At 58.8% G+C, this 17,587-nt stretch carries 20 protein-coding genes; 9 read left to right on the top strand and 11 right to left on the bottom strand.

Annotation, left to right across the window (positions count from 1 at the left end; genetic code table 11):
• The coding region (locus tag BUB53_RS23175) for a hypothetical protein (protein ID WP_234983214.1) at positions 1-180 on the top strand (180 nt) is incomplete at its 5' end.
• Positions 181-462: 282 nt separating this feature from the next.
• Here BUB53_RS23175 and BUB53_RS22470 read toward each other — a convergent pair.
• A complete protein-coding gene (locus tag BUB53_RS22470) occupies positions 463-1,089 on the bottom strand; it encodes a hypothetical protein (RefSeq protein WP_143163195.1) in 627 nt (208 codons plus the stop codon).
• Positions 1,090-1,170: 81 nt separating this feature from the next.
• Here BUB53_RS22470 and BUB53_RS11570 point away from each other — a divergent pair, with 81 nt between their 5' ends.
• A complete protein-coding gene (locus BUB53_RS11570) occupies positions 1,171-1,446 on the top strand; it encodes a helix-turn-helix domain-containing protein (protein WP_073034935.1) in 276 nt (91 codons plus the stop codon).
• 137 nt (positions 1,447-1,583) lie between these two features.
• On the opposite strand, the gene BUB53_RS11565 is transcribed toward BUB53_RS11570, so the two are convergent.
• A complete protein-coding gene (locus BUB53_RS11565; protein WP_073034907.1) occupies positions 1,584-1,844 on the bottom strand; it encodes a DUF2312 domain-containing protein in 261 nt (86 codons plus the stop codon).
• Between the two features lie 82 nt (positions 1,845-1,926).
• Positions 1,927-2,103 carry a DUF2312 domain-containing protein gene (locus BUB53_RS11560; RefSeq protein ID WP_373285781.1) on the bottom strand — a complete coding sequence of 59 codons (177 nt, stop codon included), beginning with the start codon at positions 2,101-2,103 and terminating at the stop codon, positions 1,927-1,929.
• 145 nt (positions 2,104-2,248) lie between these two features.
• Between BUB53_RS11560 and BUB53_RS11555 the strand changes: the two genes are divergently transcribed.
• Positions 2,249-2,464 (top strand): hypothetical protein, encoded by a 216-nt coding sequence (locus BUB53_RS11555; RefSeq protein ID WP_073034906.1) that lies wholly within the window; start codon positions 2,249-2,251, stop codon positions 2,462-2,464.
• A gap of 21 nt (positions 2,465-2,485) precedes the next feature.
• Here BUB53_RS11555 and BUB53_RS11550 read toward each other — a convergent pair whose 3' ends face one another.
• From BUB53_RS11550 to BUB53_RS11540, 3 genes are all read right to left on the bottom strand, one after another.
• Positions 2,486-4,540, bottom strand: coding sequence for an enoyl-CoA hydratase-related protein (locus BUB53_RS11550; RefSeq protein WP_084729091.1), 2,055 nt, complete (start codon positions 4,538-4,540; stop codon positions 2,486-2,488).
• 101 nt (positions 4,541-4,641) lie between these two features.
• Positions 4,642-4,851, bottom strand: coding sequence for a hypothetical protein (locus tag BUB53_RS11545; protein WP_073034904.1), 210 nt, complete (start codon positions 4,849-4,851; stop codon positions 4,642-4,644).
• A gap of 64 nt (positions 4,852-4,915) precedes the next feature.
• Entirely contained in the window at positions 4,916-5,239 is a 324-nt protein-coding gene (locus BUB53_RS11540; protein WP_073034903.1) for a TraR/DksA family transcriptional regulator, read from the bottom strand.
• Positions 5,240-5,369: 130 nt separating this feature from the next.
• Here BUB53_RS11540 and BUB53_RS11535 point away from each other — a divergent pair, with 130 nt between their 5' ends.
• Positions 5,370-6,233 (top strand): MBL fold metallo-hydrolase, encoded by an 864-nt coding sequence (locus BUB53_RS11535; protein ID WP_073034902.1) that lies wholly within the window; start codon positions 5,370-5,372, stop codon positions 6,231-6,233.
• A gap of 17 nt (positions 6,234-6,250) precedes the next feature.
• Here the strand turns inward: BUB53_RS11535 and BUB53_RS11530 are convergent, their stop codons facing one another.
• The 5 genes from BUB53_RS11530 to BUB53_RS11510 form a co-directional block, all read right to left on the bottom strand.
• Positions 6,251-7,330, bottom strand: a complete 1,080-nt coding sequence (locus tag BUB53_RS11530; RefSeq protein ID WP_073034901.1) for a FliM/FliN family flagellar motor C-terminal domain-containing protein — start codon at positions 7,328-7,330, stop codon at positions 6,251-6,253.
• A 69-nt stretch (positions 7,331-7,399) separates the two neighbouring features.
• Positions 7,400-10,102, bottom strand: a complete 2,703-nt coding sequence (locus BUB53_RS11525; RefSeq protein ID WP_073034900.1) for an ATP-binding protein — start codon at positions 10,100-10,102, stop codon at positions 7,400-7,402.
• Entirely contained in the window at positions 10,103-10,387 is a 285-nt protein-coding gene (locus BUB53_RS11520; protein ID WP_073034899.1) for a hypothetical protein, read from the bottom strand.
• The gene (locus BUB53_RS11515) at positions 10,384-10,752 is read right to left on the bottom strand and encodes a response regulator transcription factor (protein ID WP_073034898.1); all 369 of its coding nucleotides are present in this window, start codon (positions 10,750-10,752) and stop codon (positions 10,384-10,386) included. The genes BUB53_RS11520 and BUB53_RS11515 overlap by 4 nt, the downstream gene beginning before the upstream one ends.
• Positions 10,753-10,832: 80 nt before the next feature.
• Entirely contained in the window at positions 10,833-12,143 is a 1,311-nt protein-coding gene (locus tag BUB53_RS11510) for a helix-turn-helix domain-containing protein (protein WP_073034897.1), read from the bottom strand.
• Positions 12,144-12,364: 221 nt separating this feature from the next.
• Here BUB53_RS11510 and BUB53_RS11505 point away from each other — a divergent pair, with 221 nt between their 5' ends.
• The 5 genes from BUB53_RS11505 to BUB53_RS11485 all read left to right on the top strand — a co-directional run bounded on the left by BUB53_RS11505 (position 12,365) and on the right by BUB53_RS11485 (position 17,583).
• Positions 12,365-13,711, top strand: coding sequence for a substrate-binding protein (locus BUB53_RS11505; protein ID WP_073034896.1), 1,347 nt, complete (start codon positions 12,365-12,367; stop codon positions 13,709-13,711).
• 94 nt (positions 13,712-13,805) lie between these two features.
• Complete coding sequence (locus BUB53_RS11500; protein ID WP_073034895.1) at positions 13,806-14,837, top strand: branched-chain amino acid ABC transporter permease; 1,032 nt, start codon at positions 13,806-13,808, stop codon at positions 14,835-14,837.
• Between the two features lie 3 nt (positions 14,838-14,840).
• Positions 14,841-16,043, top strand: a complete 1,203-nt coding sequence (locus BUB53_RS11495) for a branched-chain amino acid ABC transporter permease (RefSeq protein WP_073034894.1) — start codon at positions 14,841-14,843, stop codon at positions 16,041-16,043.
• Between the two features lie 13 nt (positions 16,044-16,056).
• The gene (locus BUB53_RS11490; RefSeq protein WP_073034893.1) at positions 16,057-16,812 is read left to right on the top strand and encodes an ABC transporter ATP-binding protein; all 756 of its coding nucleotides are present in this window, start codon (positions 16,057-16,059) and stop codon (positions 16,810-16,812) included.
• 15 nt (positions 16,813-16,827) lie between these two features.
• Entirely contained in the window at positions 16,828-17,583 is a 756-nt protein-coding gene (locus BUB53_RS11485; RefSeq protein WP_073034892.1) for an ABC transporter ATP-binding protein, read from the top strand.
• Positions 17,584-17,587: the final 4 nt, after the last annotated feature.

Genomic DNA, 17,587 nt, shown 5'->3' with positions numbered 1-17,587 from the left:
ATCCGCGTAGATCACCACACCAAGCGACCTGAGAAACTCCGCCGTAGTCTCCATGGAGAAAATCCTTCCTGTTCAACAACAGGGATGACCTCGCAGAAAACCAAACAGCAAAAAACGTGGGGCGCGGACACCGTTTACGAAATACTTGCTCGAGATTCATTCGTCTACCGGCTGGATTAGCTATCATACTCGGGTATGTTGCAGGCTTATTCGATGAGGCAACGAACCGCTTCAGAATCATGCGGCTGATCGCGACCTTACGTCCGAACGGCGTTGATCGCGCACCAAATCGTTACCCCGGCGGCGGCGACAGAGCCCGCTCACAGAACAATCCCGAAATGTTACGATCTTCCGGTTATAGATGAGTCAATCCATGCTTCTTCGAACTTGGATTGCGAACCTTTTTGACAATGCAGTCGTCATCGAGCAAAGCTTGGTATTATTGTTTCGTGGGCTGACCCATTACACCGAAGACGGCAATTCAACTATACGCCCAGACCTTGTCACTATACTGGCTTCTGACCACCAGTGTGCAGCGTTTGCCCGCTGCTCGTCGTTGATTTGTTGAGGAATGGTACTTGCTTCAGGAAATTGCCGCGATCCGCTCCAAACAGAAACCAGCCTTTTCAAGATTTCTGGATCGGGCAATTCAAGCGAAGTCTCAATAAACGAACGTGTTCCGCAGATCCCATTACCATCGTCAATACATGAGTAAGCCAATATTGATCGGTGCAAAATAGATAACCATCTGTTCTCTTCCAAACCATCAATCTCTTCGGACACGAAGATTTCCCCCAAACTCGTAATCGTTAGAGCTTCAAATTTTTCACCTCTAAATGGAGATGGGCGCACCTTGAATGTTTCCAACTTCACAAGCTCTTCGGCCGCGAGAAGCCTCGCACCCCTATAAGTTGTGCATCCGTTGAGCTTCAGCTCAAGCAAGGGGCGAAAAGTAGGATTGTCGAGCAATCTTTGGACCATGCGACGACCAACGGAATCTGTGATGAACTCGCAAAGGACTGCCTGCCTCGCCTCATGTGCCAAAAGGTCTGCCCGCAACAACATGTCGTTGGTCTCGACAGTTCGCATGTGTTCGCCTCCGCTGAACCCAATTTAGGTTCATTTCAGCTTGCGGTTACGCCGATGTCAAGTGACAGCAGGCAGGCGAAAATGACCAAATCTATTAGAAGTTCAGGGCTGCTCGCTCTTGGGAACAGCATCTTGGACTACCGCACCGCGAAGGGTTGGTCGCAGCGTGACTTAGCTCGAGAAACGGGTCTCAGACAATCTTTCATCGCGAAGCTTGAGAAAGGACTTCGGAGAGTAGATGTCGTGGAATTAGTAGTAATCGCCCGCTTGCTGGATATTCCGCCTGCTGAGCTCTTGAGTAAGGTCGAAATTGCCACGCCAAGAGATCACACGATATCTGGTCAAAGGATTTCTTGACGTCTTTCGATACAGCAGCATGCCGTAACTGTTGGGGCTGGGCACCTCACTAATCATCAATGCGATGATATGCCTTGTGGCTTTCTGTTTCAGGGTGAAGCTTGCAGAAAAGTACCCTGTGGAGCCCAGTCCAATAATCAGTTCATCCCCAGAGCTTCTTTGTACATCTGGAGTACTGCTTCTTGCTCTGCGACTTCATCGCTGTCCTTTTTTCTCAAGCTAATCAGAGCTCTAAGTGCCTTTTGATCATACCCACGCGCTTTGCTTTCCGCAAAAACTTCCTTGATTTGATCTGCGATATCTTTCTTTTCAGCCTCAAGGCGCTCAATGCGCTCAACGAACTGCCGTAGCTCACCCGCCGTCACCTTGTAGTTCGACGTCTCGATTTCATCTTGCATATCTGTCTCCGCCTGCTGTTGCCGCCGCCGCCGAATACATCTCCGCGCGACATGTATTCCATCTAATTCTCTGATATTAAACTTAGATTACATTTTTCTGGGGGTAAAAATAGCCGCGCGCCTTGGCCTCGGCCATGACTTCCTTCTGCTGATCGGCGATGTCCTTTTTCTCGGCTTCCAGCCGCTCGAACCGTTCGATGAACTGGCGCAGTTCGTCCGCAGTGACACGATAGCTCGACTGTGGGTTGGTATCGTCCATGAAGTCCTCCGATCGCTAGAGGCTCCTCTCCTAACCGCGCCAAACGGCACCTGCAAGATACATCTGCATCCATCTTGACGGTTGCAGTTTCGCGCCCGGTCGTCTAGGCGCTTGGCGGCGCATGGCAACGCGAAAGGGGCACGCTATGGAATGGCTGATCTGGCTTGGGGCGCTGGTCTCGCTCACCGGTCTCGCGGGGCTTGTATGGTGCATCGTAAAGGTCTGGAAGGCCCGCAAGGCCGGGCTGGATGATGACACGCTGCGCGAAGAAATCCGCAAAGTGGTGCCGCTCAACACCGGCGCGCTTTTCCTGTCGGTATTGGGACTGATGCTGGTGGTTGTCGGGATTCTGCTGGGCTGAGGCCCGTGTTCTTGTTGAGTCTCAAACCGAGCGGCCGAAAAAGCCGCGGCCATTCTTGACCATATCCTCGATCAGGGCGTCAGGGCGCCAAAGCGTCGGGTCCAGCGTTTCCAATTCCCGCATCACCCGCAACAGATGCAGTATACCCTGCAAGTCGGCTTGCAACAGCGGGCCACCCAGTTTGCTATCAAAGCCCAGCCCCTTGACCATCACCACATCTATATCCGAGGCGCGTAGCACCACCTTATCCACCACCAGACGCGCCGCCGCATTCACCAACGCGGCATGAAGCGCCTCTTGCACACTGATATTGCTCAGATCGGCATCCGTATCCTGCGCATCGCTCCAGGCCGACACCGTCGCGTCGGGTTGCGGATCGCCATTTTCGGGATAAAGGTAAAATCCACGGCCAGCGGCCTGCCCTGTCGCTCCGTCGGCGATACGCGCCTGCAACAATCCCCAATCGGGCAAAGGCGGCTCTTCCCTGAGCCTCGCAAGGCGGTCGATCCGCTCCAGTTCAGGCTCCAGCCCTTCGGCATCCATCATTCGGAAAGGCCCCTGGGAAAACCCCAGATCACATGCCGCGGCATCCACCGCGTAAGGTGACACCCCCGCCTGCGCCAGTGCCAGCCCGGCCCGGCACAACGCCGCGTGCATCGTATCGCCCACACCGCCCGGAGCACCCGAACATCTGATCACCGTCCGGCCCAGCCCCATCAGCATGCGCGCCACAGCCGAAATCGCCGCCGGTTCCGCGCCATCGGGAACCGCGATTTCGGCCAGACCCACACTATGCGCCGGGCGATACAGCCGCAGTCCCAAGCAACGCGAAGGGTCTGCAATATACTCCGACCGCGATGCAACGCGGGGCCCATCGCCCAACACCGCCCATATCGCCCCTGCGTATGACCTGGACAGGTCATCCGGAATCGCGCCCTGCCCGGTATCCATCACCAGGTCCACCGCTGGCGGTTCTTTCGCACCATCCTGCCGGGCCAGTCGCACAAGCCGGGCATCGCGTTCACTGGCATCCAGCCGCTTGCTTGCGACAGCCCCTTGATAGATACCTGCCACGCGCTTCAGCACGGCCTCGGTCGCGCCTTCGGACGAGGCGATCAAATCGACATGTTTGCCGCCGTCCAGCAACGCCACCGCCAATTCGGCCAGCAACGCGCCATCCCCCAAAAGAGCAATGCGTTTCAAATGCTGCGGCTGGGGTACGCGGGCCACTTCGGGAAAGATCGCAGCCCGGCGCTCGGCGGTATAGAGATGCCGGCGCGCGCGCGCCTCGGGGCTGTTCAACCGGTCCTGAAACAGCGCCTCTTCGAATTCCAGGCCCCGATCAAAGGGCAAAAGCTGCGCGGCCTCGACACACTTGACCACATCATGCTCGGGCCCTTCGGCAGCAGCGAGTTGCGCCGCGATCCCCCCAACGGCCTTTCGATAGCGTTCGGGATCGGAAAACCCGCGCTGGAAATCACAGGTTCGCCGCCAGGTGCCGCGACCCGCCAGATCGCGCGCCAGATCCAGCGCCGCGTCCAAAGGGTCGCTCTCGACGAGACGATCGCACAACCGCGCCATGCGCGGATCATCGGCTGCAACGACTTGTCCGGAAAGCATGAACTCCAATGCAGCCTGCGCCCCGACGATGCGTGGCAGCCTCTGCGTGGCTCCCCCGCTCGGGATCAGGCCCAGTGTCACCTCTGGCAAGGCCAGCCGCGCCTGACGCGACGCCACACGCGCATGTGCGGCCAGCGCCAGTTCGAATCCTGCGCCCAGAACCGCGCCATGCAAACAGGCCACCACCGGTTTGGGCGCATTTTCGATCAGGTTGCACAAATCGGAAATCCACGGACTGGCAAGTGGCCCGTCATATTCCGAAATATCCACACCCGAGGAAAATCCGTTGCCCGCACCACGCAGCACCACAGCCCGTGCCGCATCATCGGTCATCACATTTGCCAGAACATCGCACAACTCGGCCCGCAAGGACGGGGCCAATGCATTGGCGACAGGGCGATCCAGAGTGACGAGAGCAACACCATCACGCAATTCGTGGTGAATTTCTGACGTCAAACTGTCCCCCGCTTGTCATAACAATCACGATCTGTACGAATTAGTACGAAGAAAATCGCGTTACGCAAGCATCGGATCGCCCCGGCGTCAACCGAACAATGTCAAACGGGCATGTTGTCGAACTGCGCCTCGATGGCTTGGCTTACCAGTTCTTCGTGCAAACACCGAATATCGGACGGCACCGCCATACCTCGCTGTTGCATATCTTCGATCAACTGCGCCAGTTGCGGTTCGTACCCATAGCGTGTGTCAGGATCACCATTCAGGATTTCATCCTTCAGCTTTGCAAGCTTGTCGTTCAGATCGGCCATTCGACTCTCCTCCGTATCGATACCGGCAGCTTCGAAACCAGGGGACACCGGTAAACCCAGCCTATCACACAGCTGCCGCACAGTCCTTGCATAAAGGCGTTTCGGGCAGCGTTTTCAGCCGTTCGGCGGAAATTTGATCACCGCAGCGTACACATTCACCATATGTACCATCACGCAAACGCTGCAATGCGGCCCGGATACGCGCAATTTCCTCCTGCCCGCTTTGCCCGAGTTGCTGGAGAACTTCATCACCTTCGTGTTCGACTGCGGCTTCCTCCCAGTCTTTCGAGTGCTCCTCGTCCAACTCGGATTCGATTCGATGCAACCGCCCGTCCAGTTCGGCCAGCCGGGACATCAGTAGTTCGCGATAAGTCGTTGTAGAATTCATTGCGGTCCTCCGTCAGCAACAGATACTCTTGCACGCAGGACGACATATAACCTTGACACAGGTCAAGACGCAGGGTTTGCGTCACATGCAACATATCCGATATAAAGACGGTCGAAAATGAGAGGTTGAGATGTCACCAGAGGTCACGGCATTTTTCGATGATGCCACCAATACCGTTTCCTACGTGGTGCGCGATCCCGCTGGCAGTACCTGCGCCGTGATCGACTCGGTTCTCGATTTCGACTACGCATCGGGGCGAACCGATACCGGATCAGCCGATGAAATTATTGCCTACATCAAGGCCGAAGGGCTTGAGGTTCAGTGGCTTCTGGAAAGCCATGTTCACGCCGACCATCTGTCGGCGGCGCCCTATATCCAGCAGCAGACAGGCGGCAAGATCGGCATCGGTGACAATATCCGCATCGTGCAGGATACCTTTGGCAAGGTCTTCAACGAAGGCACCGAATTTCAACGCGACGGCTCGCAATTCGATCGGTTGTTTCGCGAAGGCGACAGTTTCCATATCGGTCAGTTGCGCGGGGATGTCCTGCACACGCCGGGCCATACCCCTGCCTGCCTGACCTACGTTATTGGCGACGCGGCCTTCGTGGGCGATACGCTGTTCATGCCCGATTTCGGCACGGCGCGCTGCGATTTTCCCGGTGGATCATCGGAAACCCTGTACCGGTCGATCCAGAAAATCCTGTCCCTGCCCGACGACACCCGAATCTTCGTAGGCCATGATTACAAGGCGCCCGGACGTGATGAATACGCGTGGGAAACCACTGTCGGCGAACAGAAGGCGCGCAATATCCATATCGGCGGCGGACAAGATAAGGACAGCTTCGTCAAGATGCGCGATGCGCGCGATGCGACCCTTGCCATGCCGAGGCTGATCATCCCCTCGCTACAGGTCAACATGCGCGCGGGGCAAATGCCTCCTGAGGATGAACAAGGCAATGTCTTCCTGAAGGTTCCGGTCAACAAACTGTAGACTTTCGGCGTTTCACCTCACCCGCTTTCGCCCACCGGTTGCGCGCGGCGTTGACTGTGTGCCGCCTGTCCTTCGGTCTGCCGACCGGCAGAAGGAAGCGATGTCGCATCCTTGGGCGACTCGGCGGCTATCCCGTTCGGGGTTCGGAGCCCTGCTTCTTCGCCCTCTGCATACCGCACTGATTTTTCAATATTTTTCAGCGGCTGGCACGCCCCGGAGGTGGCTTCCGGGCCAAGCAAACGAACAGCGCGCCAGCCGTTGACCTGCCCCAGTTTCACCGGAGCCACCAGATGGTTCCCCGCACCCAGAAGTTGCGAGTCCGAAATCGCCTCGCGCGGGATTGTCAAGGTCTGACCTCGTACCAGGGCACAAATCCGGTCGAGCGGCATCGATAATCGCGCCATAACCGCATTCAACATCACAGGCGCTCCCAAGGCACTGTTTTCAAGTGTAACTGCACTGTCCGTGGCGCCCGAAGACGCCCCAGTCTCTGTGCGGGCGGGTGGCTGGAGCCTGGGCAACAGCACGTTCAACACCCCGGTTCTGGCCCCGATGCCAAGATCAGCGGTAATACGAAACAGATCGTAATCGGGTTTGTCCAACGTCAGGGCAAGTGTGCGCGCGTCTTCGATCATATCGCCGAAACGCATCCCCAACGGGACATGCCCTGGGATACCTTCGATCATCTGCTCATCGAACGCCTGCAACAGGCCATCCACTAGCGGAGCCGCAATCGCGGCATCCGTGCGCGTCAACACACGGGAAGGCGCTTCTCCGGACCGGACTTCGCCCATGGTCTGCACTTCGATCAAGGATGCCAGAAACTGCCGGTCCAGTTGAAGCGCGCCACGCTGCCCATCATCGCCATCCAGCAACAATAAAAGCCCGTCATCGCCAAGACCGTCCCGAATCGTCGATTGCGCAAGGGTCACCTGCTCTACCGTCGAAACGGTCACCGCGAGGCCGAACAGACGTTCCGCGACCCGCGACAAGGCCAGACGCAGCGCCTTGGAGGCCGACATCGCTCGCGCATCGAAATCCTCACGCGCGACCTGCGCCATGCGGTGAATCACCGAATTGCGTTGTTCTCTGGCCATCCCCAACTGTCTGCCGTCCTTGCGAAGCCGTGTTGCCACACCCTACCGCACGGAAGGTTACCAAGGTCTTTACGCCGGCGCGGCATGTGCTTCGCTGGCAATCGCCTCAGGCAAAATCACGCGAAAAGCAGCCCCGGACTGTCCCGGCAAATAAGTGATTTCACCACCGATCCGGGCCATGATCTCGCGACAAATCGCAAGGCCAAGACCGGCCCCGTCGGCCTTGATTTCACCGATACGTGAAAATTTCTCGAAAATCACCGAATGCTGGTTGGTCGGAATACCCGACCCGTTGTCGATAAAATCGATCATCAAAGAGCCCTCTTCGCGCTTGAGCGAAATCGTCAGAACCGGCTGCGCGGCATCGCAATACTTCCGCGCGTTCGAAATCACATTGATGAACACCTGCACCAACCGATCCAGATCGGTGGTCAACATCACATCCTCATCGTCGCGGTCGCGCAGGATTTGCAACGCCGCGCGATCATCTCCGCCTGCGGCAGAAACGGCCCGGTCCAGTAAATCCCCAAGCCGCCCCGTCTGAACATTCAACACCACCTGACCGTTCTCCAGAACGCTCAGGTCCAGCAAATCGTCCAACAAACGGGTCAGACGAATGGTTTCGTCATGAATGATCGTGACGTATTTCGCCTGTTCAGCGGGCCTCAGTTCTCCGGTGTCGCGCAAAATCTCGGAAAACGCCCGGATCGAAGTCATCGGAGTACGCAACTCGTGACTGATCTGGCTCAGAAACGCGTCCTTTTGCACTGAAATCTGGGTCAGTTTCTCATTGGCGGCCCGCAACTGGCGCGCGGTGCGTTCCTGTTCCTGTGTCTTGGCCTCGAGCTTGCTGGAGTACTCCATGATCTGCGCGGTTTCGTCGGCGACGGCCATGAGATCCTCGACCGACACGGTCGCGCCGCCCACGATTTGCGAGATCATTGCATGCGCCGTCGCCGCCCCGACGGACCCTGAAAGCTCACGTTCGAGTTCCTGCAAAAAGTCCGGGGTTGGCTCGGGCAGATACCCGGCCAGTCCCTGCCGCTGCGCCGCACCGGAAAACAAGGCCTGCGCCTGCCGGGCGCCGATAATGCGCTGCGACATGATCATCAGGTCTTCGCTACGCGCCAGATGCCCCGACCAGCCGGTGGCAGCCCCCGAAGAGTGCTCGAAGACATTCACGAATTGCGCGCCCTGCAACCGTTCCACCGGCTGCGGGAATGTCACCAGTGACACGAAGACGAACACGGCCGTATTCAGTAACATGCTCCACATCACCGCATGCACCAGCGGGTCCATGCCCTGTGCCCCGAACAAGGCCTGCGGGCGCAACCAGTTTAAGCCCATGAGCCCATTGTCGAACACGTCCTGCGGCAGGATCGCCGAGGGACCGAAGCTGGGCAAAAACAGACAATAGAGCCAGACGAGAAACCCCACGCCAAGCCCGGCCAGCGCGCCGGTGCGATTGGCCGCGCGCCAGAACAGCCCGCCCATCAGCGCAGGCAAGAATTGCGCCAACCCGGCGAAGGACACCAGCCCGATCGCCGCCAGCGCCGTGCCACCGCCGGACATGCGAAAATACAGGTATCCAAGCAATACTATCCCGGCAATCGACATACGCCGCGCCAGCAACGCAACATTGCGAACATCGCCCGAAACAACGGCAGTGCCCCCCGTGACCCACAACCAGACAGGCATTACCACATGGTTTGACACCATCGTGGACAAGGCGATCGCTGCGACAATCACCATCGACGTGGCCGAGGAAAAGCCACCGATAAACGACAGAATAGCCAGTCCGTCGCGCCCTTCCTGCAACGGCAGTGTCAGAACGAACAGATCCGGGTTCGCCCCCTCGGGCAGGGTTTGCAACCCAAGCGCCGCAATCGGAATGACAAACAGGCTCATCAGCATCAGATAGCCGGGAAAGGCCCATGCGGCGGTGCGCAGATGATCCTCGTTCTCGTTTTCGACCACCATCACCTGAAACATGCGCGGCAGGCACATGAAGGCCGCCGCCGAAAGCATCGTCAGGCCGATCCATCGGCTGCCTGTCATATTCCAGTCGGCAATCGGCGAAGCGTCGATACGCGCCAGTGTTTCCGATACGCCCCCGGCAAGCCCCCAAACCACGAACACCCCCACGGCCAAAAGCGCAAACAGCTTGACCACCGCCTCAAGCGCGATGGCCATGACCACGCCGTGATGCCGCTCGTTCGCATCCAGATTCCGGGTGCCGAAAAGAATGGTGAACAATGCCAGCCCAAACGCCACCCAAAGCGCGGTGGACTGCTGATCGGGCAATTCGGCGGCGGTCGGATCACTGGCCGCGAAAGTCGCAAAGGACAACGTCACCGACTGCAACTGCAACGCGATATAAGGTGTGGTGCCAATCACGGCCAAAAGCGTCACAAACACCGCCAGAGTATTCGACTTGCCGTAGCGCGACGAAATCAGGTCGGCGATCGACGTGATCCGCTGGCTGCGCCCGACCCGCACCATCTTGCGCAGGGTCCACCACCAGCCGACCATCACCAGCGTCGGCCCCAGGTAGATGGTGACATATTCCAGCCCCGAGCGCGCGGCGAACCCCACGGCGCCATAAAAGGTCCAGGCCGTACAATAGATCGACAGCGACAGCGTGTAGATGATCGGCGAGCGCAACCATGTCCCGCGTCCGCGCCGTGCTGCACGATCCGCGCCAAAAGCCACTGCAAACAGAAACGCCACATACAAAAGGCAAACCAAAACAAGAACGTTCAGTGTCGCCATTCACATATCGTCCCTTGTCGGCGTCTCGCCCGGCGGCGCGTCGTCTTCTCCTTTGTCCAGGTTGCGCGAAATGATCGCCGACAGCCCTGCAAGCAAAACCCAGACCAGGAACAAGTACAGCATCACGCGGGTCGTCTTGGCCATCTCCGCGCTTTCGTCACCCCATAACAGCGGGACCCCGATCAGAACGACACCCAGAAACGGCAACAGCCGCGCTGCATCCGCAGTTCTGCGGCGGCGATAGGTGCGGCGCTCCAGAAAAACCGGGCCGGGCTTGGCGCTCATAGCCCAACCATGCTGCGCACGACCTCCAGCACCTCGGCATTCGAGAACGGCTTGGTCATGTACCGGCTCGCCCCTGCTTTTTCGGCCATATCGCGATCTTTTTCCTGGCCGCGCGCGGTGAGCATCAATACCGGAGTTTGCGTCAGTTCACTGTCTGCGCGGATCTCCTGCAAGATATCGAACCCGCTTTTGCCGGGCAGCATCACATCCAGAATGATCAGATCGGGTTGCCGGTTGCGAACCGCGTCCAGGGCGTCATGACCGTTGGAGTGGGTTTTCACGTTCCATCCATCACGCGACAGGATAAAACTGACCGCCTCGATGATATTGGGTTCGTCTTCGATAAGAAGCACTTTTTTATCCAATCAACCGGCCTCCCCTCCGATCAAATACGGCCTTCACCGCAAAGCATTTATCGTCAATGTCCGGGCCCGTGTCAAAAACATCAGAACCCGTCCACCATGATCGACGGCTCGCGGCGGGCCGGGCACTCGCGCAGCGGACAAATCCGGCAACTGGACCCGACCTCTCGTGCCGGGGTTTCGCCACCTTCAGCACCGGCGGGAAACAACAGCATATGCGCGTGCAACAGCGCGGGACGCTCAAACGTTGCCGGGGCCACCTGTTCGGCGACAGCCAGCGCCAGAACCTTGTCCCGCCCCCGGCGGCCCGCCTGACGCAACAGCGCACGCACCGGTACCTGAGGTTGCACAAGCACCTGAAACAGCGGCCAGAGTACGCAAGCCCCCGCATCGCGCGGCATGGCAAAGCCGGAAAACGGTTTGCGAAAAATCAATGTCCCCGATCCGTCACAAGACACAAGCCCGACCGGCCCGACCGCATCCTCGGGCAACGCCGCCAGCCGACGGAACGCCGCAGGTAAACCGCACCCGAACGCCTCCACGATCCTGTCCGGGGAGGGGCCGTGCTCCGCCACGACGGACAGCATATCATCCAGAGGCAAACGATGCGCATCCGCTCTGTATTGCGAAAGGGTCCCGCGCGCCAAACGCCGCGCCGCATCGGACACCAGCACATCGCTTTGCGACAGAATGTCCTCCAACGCCGTTTCATCCACGCCCCCCTCGAGGGCCGGAAAATGAAACCCGTTGCCAGCCAGAAACGCCTGCACCTCGTCCTGAGGAGATCTGATTTCAGCCTCGATGCTGGCCGCCCCCTCCAGATACCGCACCAACGCCTCGGCACCTTCGGCCAGCCGACTGCTTTCCTCGTTGATATTCCGGTGAAACCGGCTCTGCCATTCCGGTTCCAGCGCCTCGGTTTCGACCAGAATAGACGAGGTCGAGCGGATCGCGGTCACGGTCGAGATCACCTCATGCAACGAGGCCGCCAGATGCGGATCGTGCGTCAGACGGTCTGTCAGCGTTTCGACCGTGCGCTCCAGGTCCTGCACCCTGCGGCTGAGACTGGCCAGCAAATGCGCCCATCCGGGGAAACGGCCCGCGAACTCTTCACTGCGGGCAAGTTCGGCGCCGTCCTTGCCCTGCCGACTGGCTGCCTCCCGCAGCGCCGCAATCAGCGTCGCTTCGGCGCCCTCTGACAAAAGCGTCGGCTCGACATGCAGCGCATCCGCCAGCCGCAACAGCGTTTTTCCCCCGATTCTCCGCCGGTTATGCTCGATTAGGTTGAGGTAGGAAGGTGAAATACCCACCTGACGCGCAAGGTCGGACTGCTTGATCCCGTTCATCACCCGCCTTTCACGAATGCGCGTTCCGATCATCAGGCTTTCCGGCATTGGCATTTTCCCTGTGTTTCGCGTGACTTCCCCAACGTCATTACAATATTTTTACATATCGAAGCCTCCTCTTGTCTATATTTTTACAAAAAAATTGTTTTGTAAAAAGCAGTTGTTGCGAAATTTTCTTAGCCATTGCGATAATGCGTTTGCACGATTGTGCTGTCTGGGGGAGCGCAGAGGAGGTGCAACCCCAAACTAAATTCAACGGGAGGATATCAATGTCCAAGAGCAACCTGACTCGTCGCGGTCTGCTGAAAACCAGCGTTGTCGCTGGTGCCGGTGTCGCGCTGCCGACGATCTTTACGGCGTCGTCCGCGGCGGCCTTCACCAACGAACCGACCGGCGGTTCGGTCACACTGGGCTTTAACGTGCCGCAAACCGGTCCCTATGCCGACGAAGGCGCCGACGAACTGCGCGCTTACGAACTGGCGGTCGAGCACCTGAACGGTGGCGGCGATGGCGGCATGATGAACACCTTCAGCTCCAACGCGCTGCAAGGGAACGGTATCCTGGGCAAGAAGGTCGAATTCGTCACCGGCGACACCCAGACCAAATCGGACGCCGCGCGCGCATCGGCCAAGTCGATGATCGAAAAAGATGGGGCGATCATGATCACCGGCGGCTCATCTTCGGGTGTGGCGGTCGCCGTGCAGGGCCTGTGCCAGGAGGCCGGCGTGATCTTCATGGCGGGCCTGACCCACTCGAACGACACCACCGGTAAAGACAAGAAAGCCAACGGGTTCCGCCATTTCTTCAACGCATACATGTCGGGCGCCGCGCTCGCTCCGGTGTTGGAGAAACTCTACGGATCGGATCGCAAGGCTTATCACCTGACCGCCGACTACACCTGGGGCTGGACCCAGGAAGAGTCGATCGTCGCCTCCACCGAAGCGCTCGGCTGGGAAACCGTCAACACCGTAAAAACGCCGCTGGCGGCAACCGACTTCTCATCCTACATCGCGCCGGTTCTGAACTCGGGGGCGGACGTTCTGGTTCTCAACCACTACGGCGGCAATATGGTCAACTCGCTGACAAACGCCGTGCAGTTCGGCCTGCGCGAAAAACAAGTGAACGGCAAGAACTTCGAAATCGTCGTGCCGCTTTACTCGCGCCTGATGGCCAAGGGCGCCGGCGAGAACGTCAAGGGTATTCACGGCTCGACCAACTGGCACTGGTCACTGCAGGATGACGCATCCAAGGCGTTCGTGAAATCCTTCGGTGAAAAATACGGCTTCCCGCCCAGCCAGGCCGCGCATACCGTATACTGCCAGACGCTGCTCTACGCGGATGCCTGCGAGCGCGCCGGAACCTTCAACCCCTGTGGCGTCGCCGAAGCACTGGAAGGCTTTGAGTTCGACGGTCTGGGCAACGGCAAGACGCTCTACCGCGCGGATGATCACCAGTGCTTCAAGGACGTTCTGGTGGTGCGCGGGAAAGAGAACCCGACCAGCGAGTTCGACCTTCTGGAAGTGGTCGAAGTCACGCCCGCAGCTCAGGTCACCTACGAACCGGATCACCCGATGTTCGCAGGCGGCAACCTCGGCAGTTGCAACGCGGGCGCCTGATCCGGCAATGTATCCGGCCACGCAAAACCGTGGCCGGATACACTCCGTCACCCCCGGATAAACCGCCACTTCTCTTAACCCACGGGTGGGACCAATGGACGCTATTATTCTGCAAATTCTGAACGGGCTGGACAAAGGCTCGGCTTATGCGTTGATCGCGCTTGGCCTGACATTGATCTTCGGCACGCTCGGCGTCGTGAATTTCGCGCATGGCGCGCTGTTCATGATCGGCGCTTTCTGCGCGGTAACCCTGTCGAAAATCCTGACACTCAGCTTTGAAACCGTCGACGAGACCAGAACCGACTTTCTCGGCAATCCCCTCAAGGTCAAGACCCCGTATGTCGAAGCCTGGTTCGGGCCGGAAACCGGCGGCATGCTGATCGACTGGGCGGTGCCGCTGGCAATCCTGTTCTCTATTCCGATCATGATCGGGATCGGCTTCATCATGGAGCGCGGCCTGATCAAGCATTTCTACAAGCGTCCCCATGCCGACCAGATTCTGGTGACCTTTGGCCTTGCCATCGTGCTTCAGGAGGTCATCAAATACTTCTATGGTGCCAATCCCATTCCCACCCCCGCACCCGACGCCCTGACCGGAAGCTTCGATTTCGGCGTTCTTCTGGGCTTTGATCCCAATGCGGTGATCTATCCTTACTGGCGTCTGGTCTATTTCGTCTTTGCGGCAATCGTCATCGGCGCGGTCTTCGCCTTCCTTCAGTTCACGACCTTCGGCATGGTCGTGCGCGCCGGCATGGCCGACCGGGAAACCGTGGGCCTTCTGGGCATCAACATCGACCGCCGGTTCACCATCATGTTCGGCATCGCCGCCGCAGTCGCAGGACTGGCAGGGGTCATGTATGCCCCGATCAACTCACCGAACTATCATATGGGTATGGATTTCCTCGTACTCAGCTTCGTGGTTGTGGTCGTCGGCGGCATGGGCTCTCTGCCCGGCGCCGTTCTGGCCGGGTTCTTGCTGGGCGTTCTGGAGAGCTTTGCCTCGATGAACGAGATCAAGTCGATCATCCCCGGTATCGACCAGATCATCATCTACCTCGTCGCAATCATCATTCTGCTGACGCGTCCCCGTGGCCTGATGGGCCGCAAGGGCGTGATGGAGGACTAATCCATGCTGGGTCTCAACAAAAAAGACACTACGCTTCTGATCATCGTGGCGGCCCTGACCCTGCTGGCGCCGTTCATCCTCAATCCTTTCCCCGCCGACAGCGCCCTGGCGCAGTTCAATGCGGGTTATCCCGACCTGATGCAGCGCTTCGTAATCTTCGGCATCTTCGCGATCGGGTTCAACATCCTGTTCGGCCTGACCGGATATCTCAGCTTCGGCCATGCGGCCTTTCTGGGCGTGGGCAGCTACTCGGCGGTCTGGATGTTCAAGCTGCTCAGCATGAACGTGATCCCCGCGATTATCCTTTCGGTCATCGTTGCCGGACTCTTCGCCCTGCTGATCGGGTTCATTTCACTGCGCCGCTCGGGCATCTACTTTTCGATCCTGACGCTGGCCTTCGCCCAGATGAGCTTTAACCTCGCCTACTCGGTTCTGACCCCAATCACCAATGGCGAAACCGGCCTGCAACTCACACTGAACGATCCCCGGATCCTGGGCGTATCGGCCACGGCGGACGGCTCGATCCCCGTGACCAACCTGTTCGGCATCGAGATGCGTGGAACCTATGAAATGGTCGCCGGTCCATGGAGTTTTCAGTTCAATACCGGCTACTACCTGTGTGCAATCATCATGCTTCTGGCGTTCTATCTTGCGGTGCGCATTTTCCGATCGCCCTTCGGCATGATGCTGCGCGCGATCAAATCGAACAACACGCGCATGAGCTATACCGGCCTGAACGCAAGGCCCTATGCGCTGGCGGCCTTCGTCATCTCTGGGATGTATGCCGGTCTGGCCGGCGGTCTGATGGCGTCGATGGACCCGCTGGCCGGGGCCGAACGGATGCAATGGACAGCCTCGGGCGAGGTGGTCCTGATGACCATCCTCGGCGGGGCCGGTACGCTGATCGGCCCGGTTCTGGGCGCGGGGTTCATCAAGTACTTCGAAAACATCTTCTCGAAGATCAACGACAACGTCCTGCACAGCTGGTTCTCGTTCATGCCCGACGGCCTTGAGGACGCGATGGTCGCTCTGGTCTATCCTTTCATCGGCAAGGGCTGGCACCTGACTCTGGGCATCCTGTTCATGCTGGTGGTGATCTTCCTGCCCGGTGGCCTTGTCGAAGGCGGACAACGGATCATGCGGGCCTTCAAGCGGCGCAAGCCCGACGAAACGTCGAGTGAAACAACCACCGAACCAGCGGAATAAGGAGAGCCACGAAATGGGCATTCTTGAAGTCAAGGACGTGAACAAGCGCTTCGGTGGCCTCCAGGCTCTGGGCAACGTCAATCTCAGCGTGGTGGAAAACTCCTGCCACGCGATCATCGGCCCCAACGGGGCAGGCAAATCAACCTTGCTCAACTGCCTCGTGGGCAAGCTGATCCCGGACACCGGCAGCGTCATGTTCGACGGCCAGTCGGTCCTGGGGCGCAAACCCTACGAGATCAACCAGATGGGTATTTCCCGCGTGTTCCAGACGCCCGAAATCTTCGGGGATCTGAGCGTGCTGGAAAACATGATGATCCCGATCTTCGCCAAGCGCGACGGCGCCTTCCGCATGCATGCGGTCGAGCATACCGAAAACGAGAAAGAGATCGTCGATCAGGCCGAACACATGCTGGACAGCCTGAACATGGCCGACAAACGCCACTTCCACTCGGCCTCGATGAGCCGGGGCGACAAGCGGCGGCTGGAAATCGGCATGTGCCTTGCCCAGAATCCGCGCCTGTTGCTGCTGGACGAACCGACTGCCGGCATGGCGCGCGCCGACACCAACAACACCATCGACCTGCTCAAGCAGATCAAGGACGAGCGCGACATCACCATCGCCATCATCGAACACGACATGCACGTGGTGTTCAGCCTCGCCGAGCGGATCACGGTGCTGGCGCAAGGCACCCCGCTGGTCGAGGACACCCCCGACAAGATCAAGGGCCATCCCAAGGTCCGCGAAGCCTATCTTGGCGAAACGGCGTAAGAAGGAGATCACGAGATGAACGTCAAACCCGATTTCTCCAAGGGCAAGAACTACGCCGAAACCGCCCCGGCCTTCCTGTCGGTCTGGGACATGCAGTCCTATTACGGCGAAAGCTATATCGTCCAGAACATCAGCTTCAACGTGCACGAGGGTGAAATCCTTGCGCTTTTGGGCCGTAACGGCGCGGGCAAAACCACGACGCTGCGCTCGATCGCGCGAATGGACAGCCCGCAGGTCACGCATGGCGAAATCTGGCTGGATCATCAGCCTCTGCACAACATGAAAAGCCACGATGCCGCCGCCGCCGGTATCGGGCTGGTTCCCGAAGATCGCTGTATCATTCCCGGTCTGACGGTCGAGGAAAACCTGCAACTGGCGCAGATCGCCCCGCCCATCGGCTGGTCGCTCGACCGGCTCTATGATCTCTTCCCCCGCCTGGCCGAGCGCCGCAAGCAGGAGGGCGTGACCCTGTCGGGCGGCGAACAGCAAATGCTGGCCGTCGCCCGTGCGCTTGCCCGTGACATCAAGGTTCTTCTGCTCGATGAACCCTACGAAGGTCTTGCTCCCGTTATCGTGGACGAAATCGAAAAGACCCTCCGCGTGATCAAGGAACAGGGCATGACGACCATTCTGGTGGAACAGAATGCCGTTCGGGCGCTGGAACTGGCCGACCGGGCCGTGATCCTCGATACCGGCTCCATCGCGTTCGACGGGGCCGCCTCCGAGGTGCTGGCAAACGAAGACCTGCGCGCCGAGTATCTTGCGATCTGATACG

The organism is Roseovarius pacificus (assembly GCF_900142665.1).
GTDB lineage: Bacteria > Pseudomonadota > Alphaproteobacteria > Rhodobacterales > Rhodobacteraceae > Roseovarius > Roseovarius pacificus.
The sequence above is the reverse complement of the archived record's forward strand: the minus strand, read 5'-3'. Positions and strand labels throughout refer to the sequence as shown.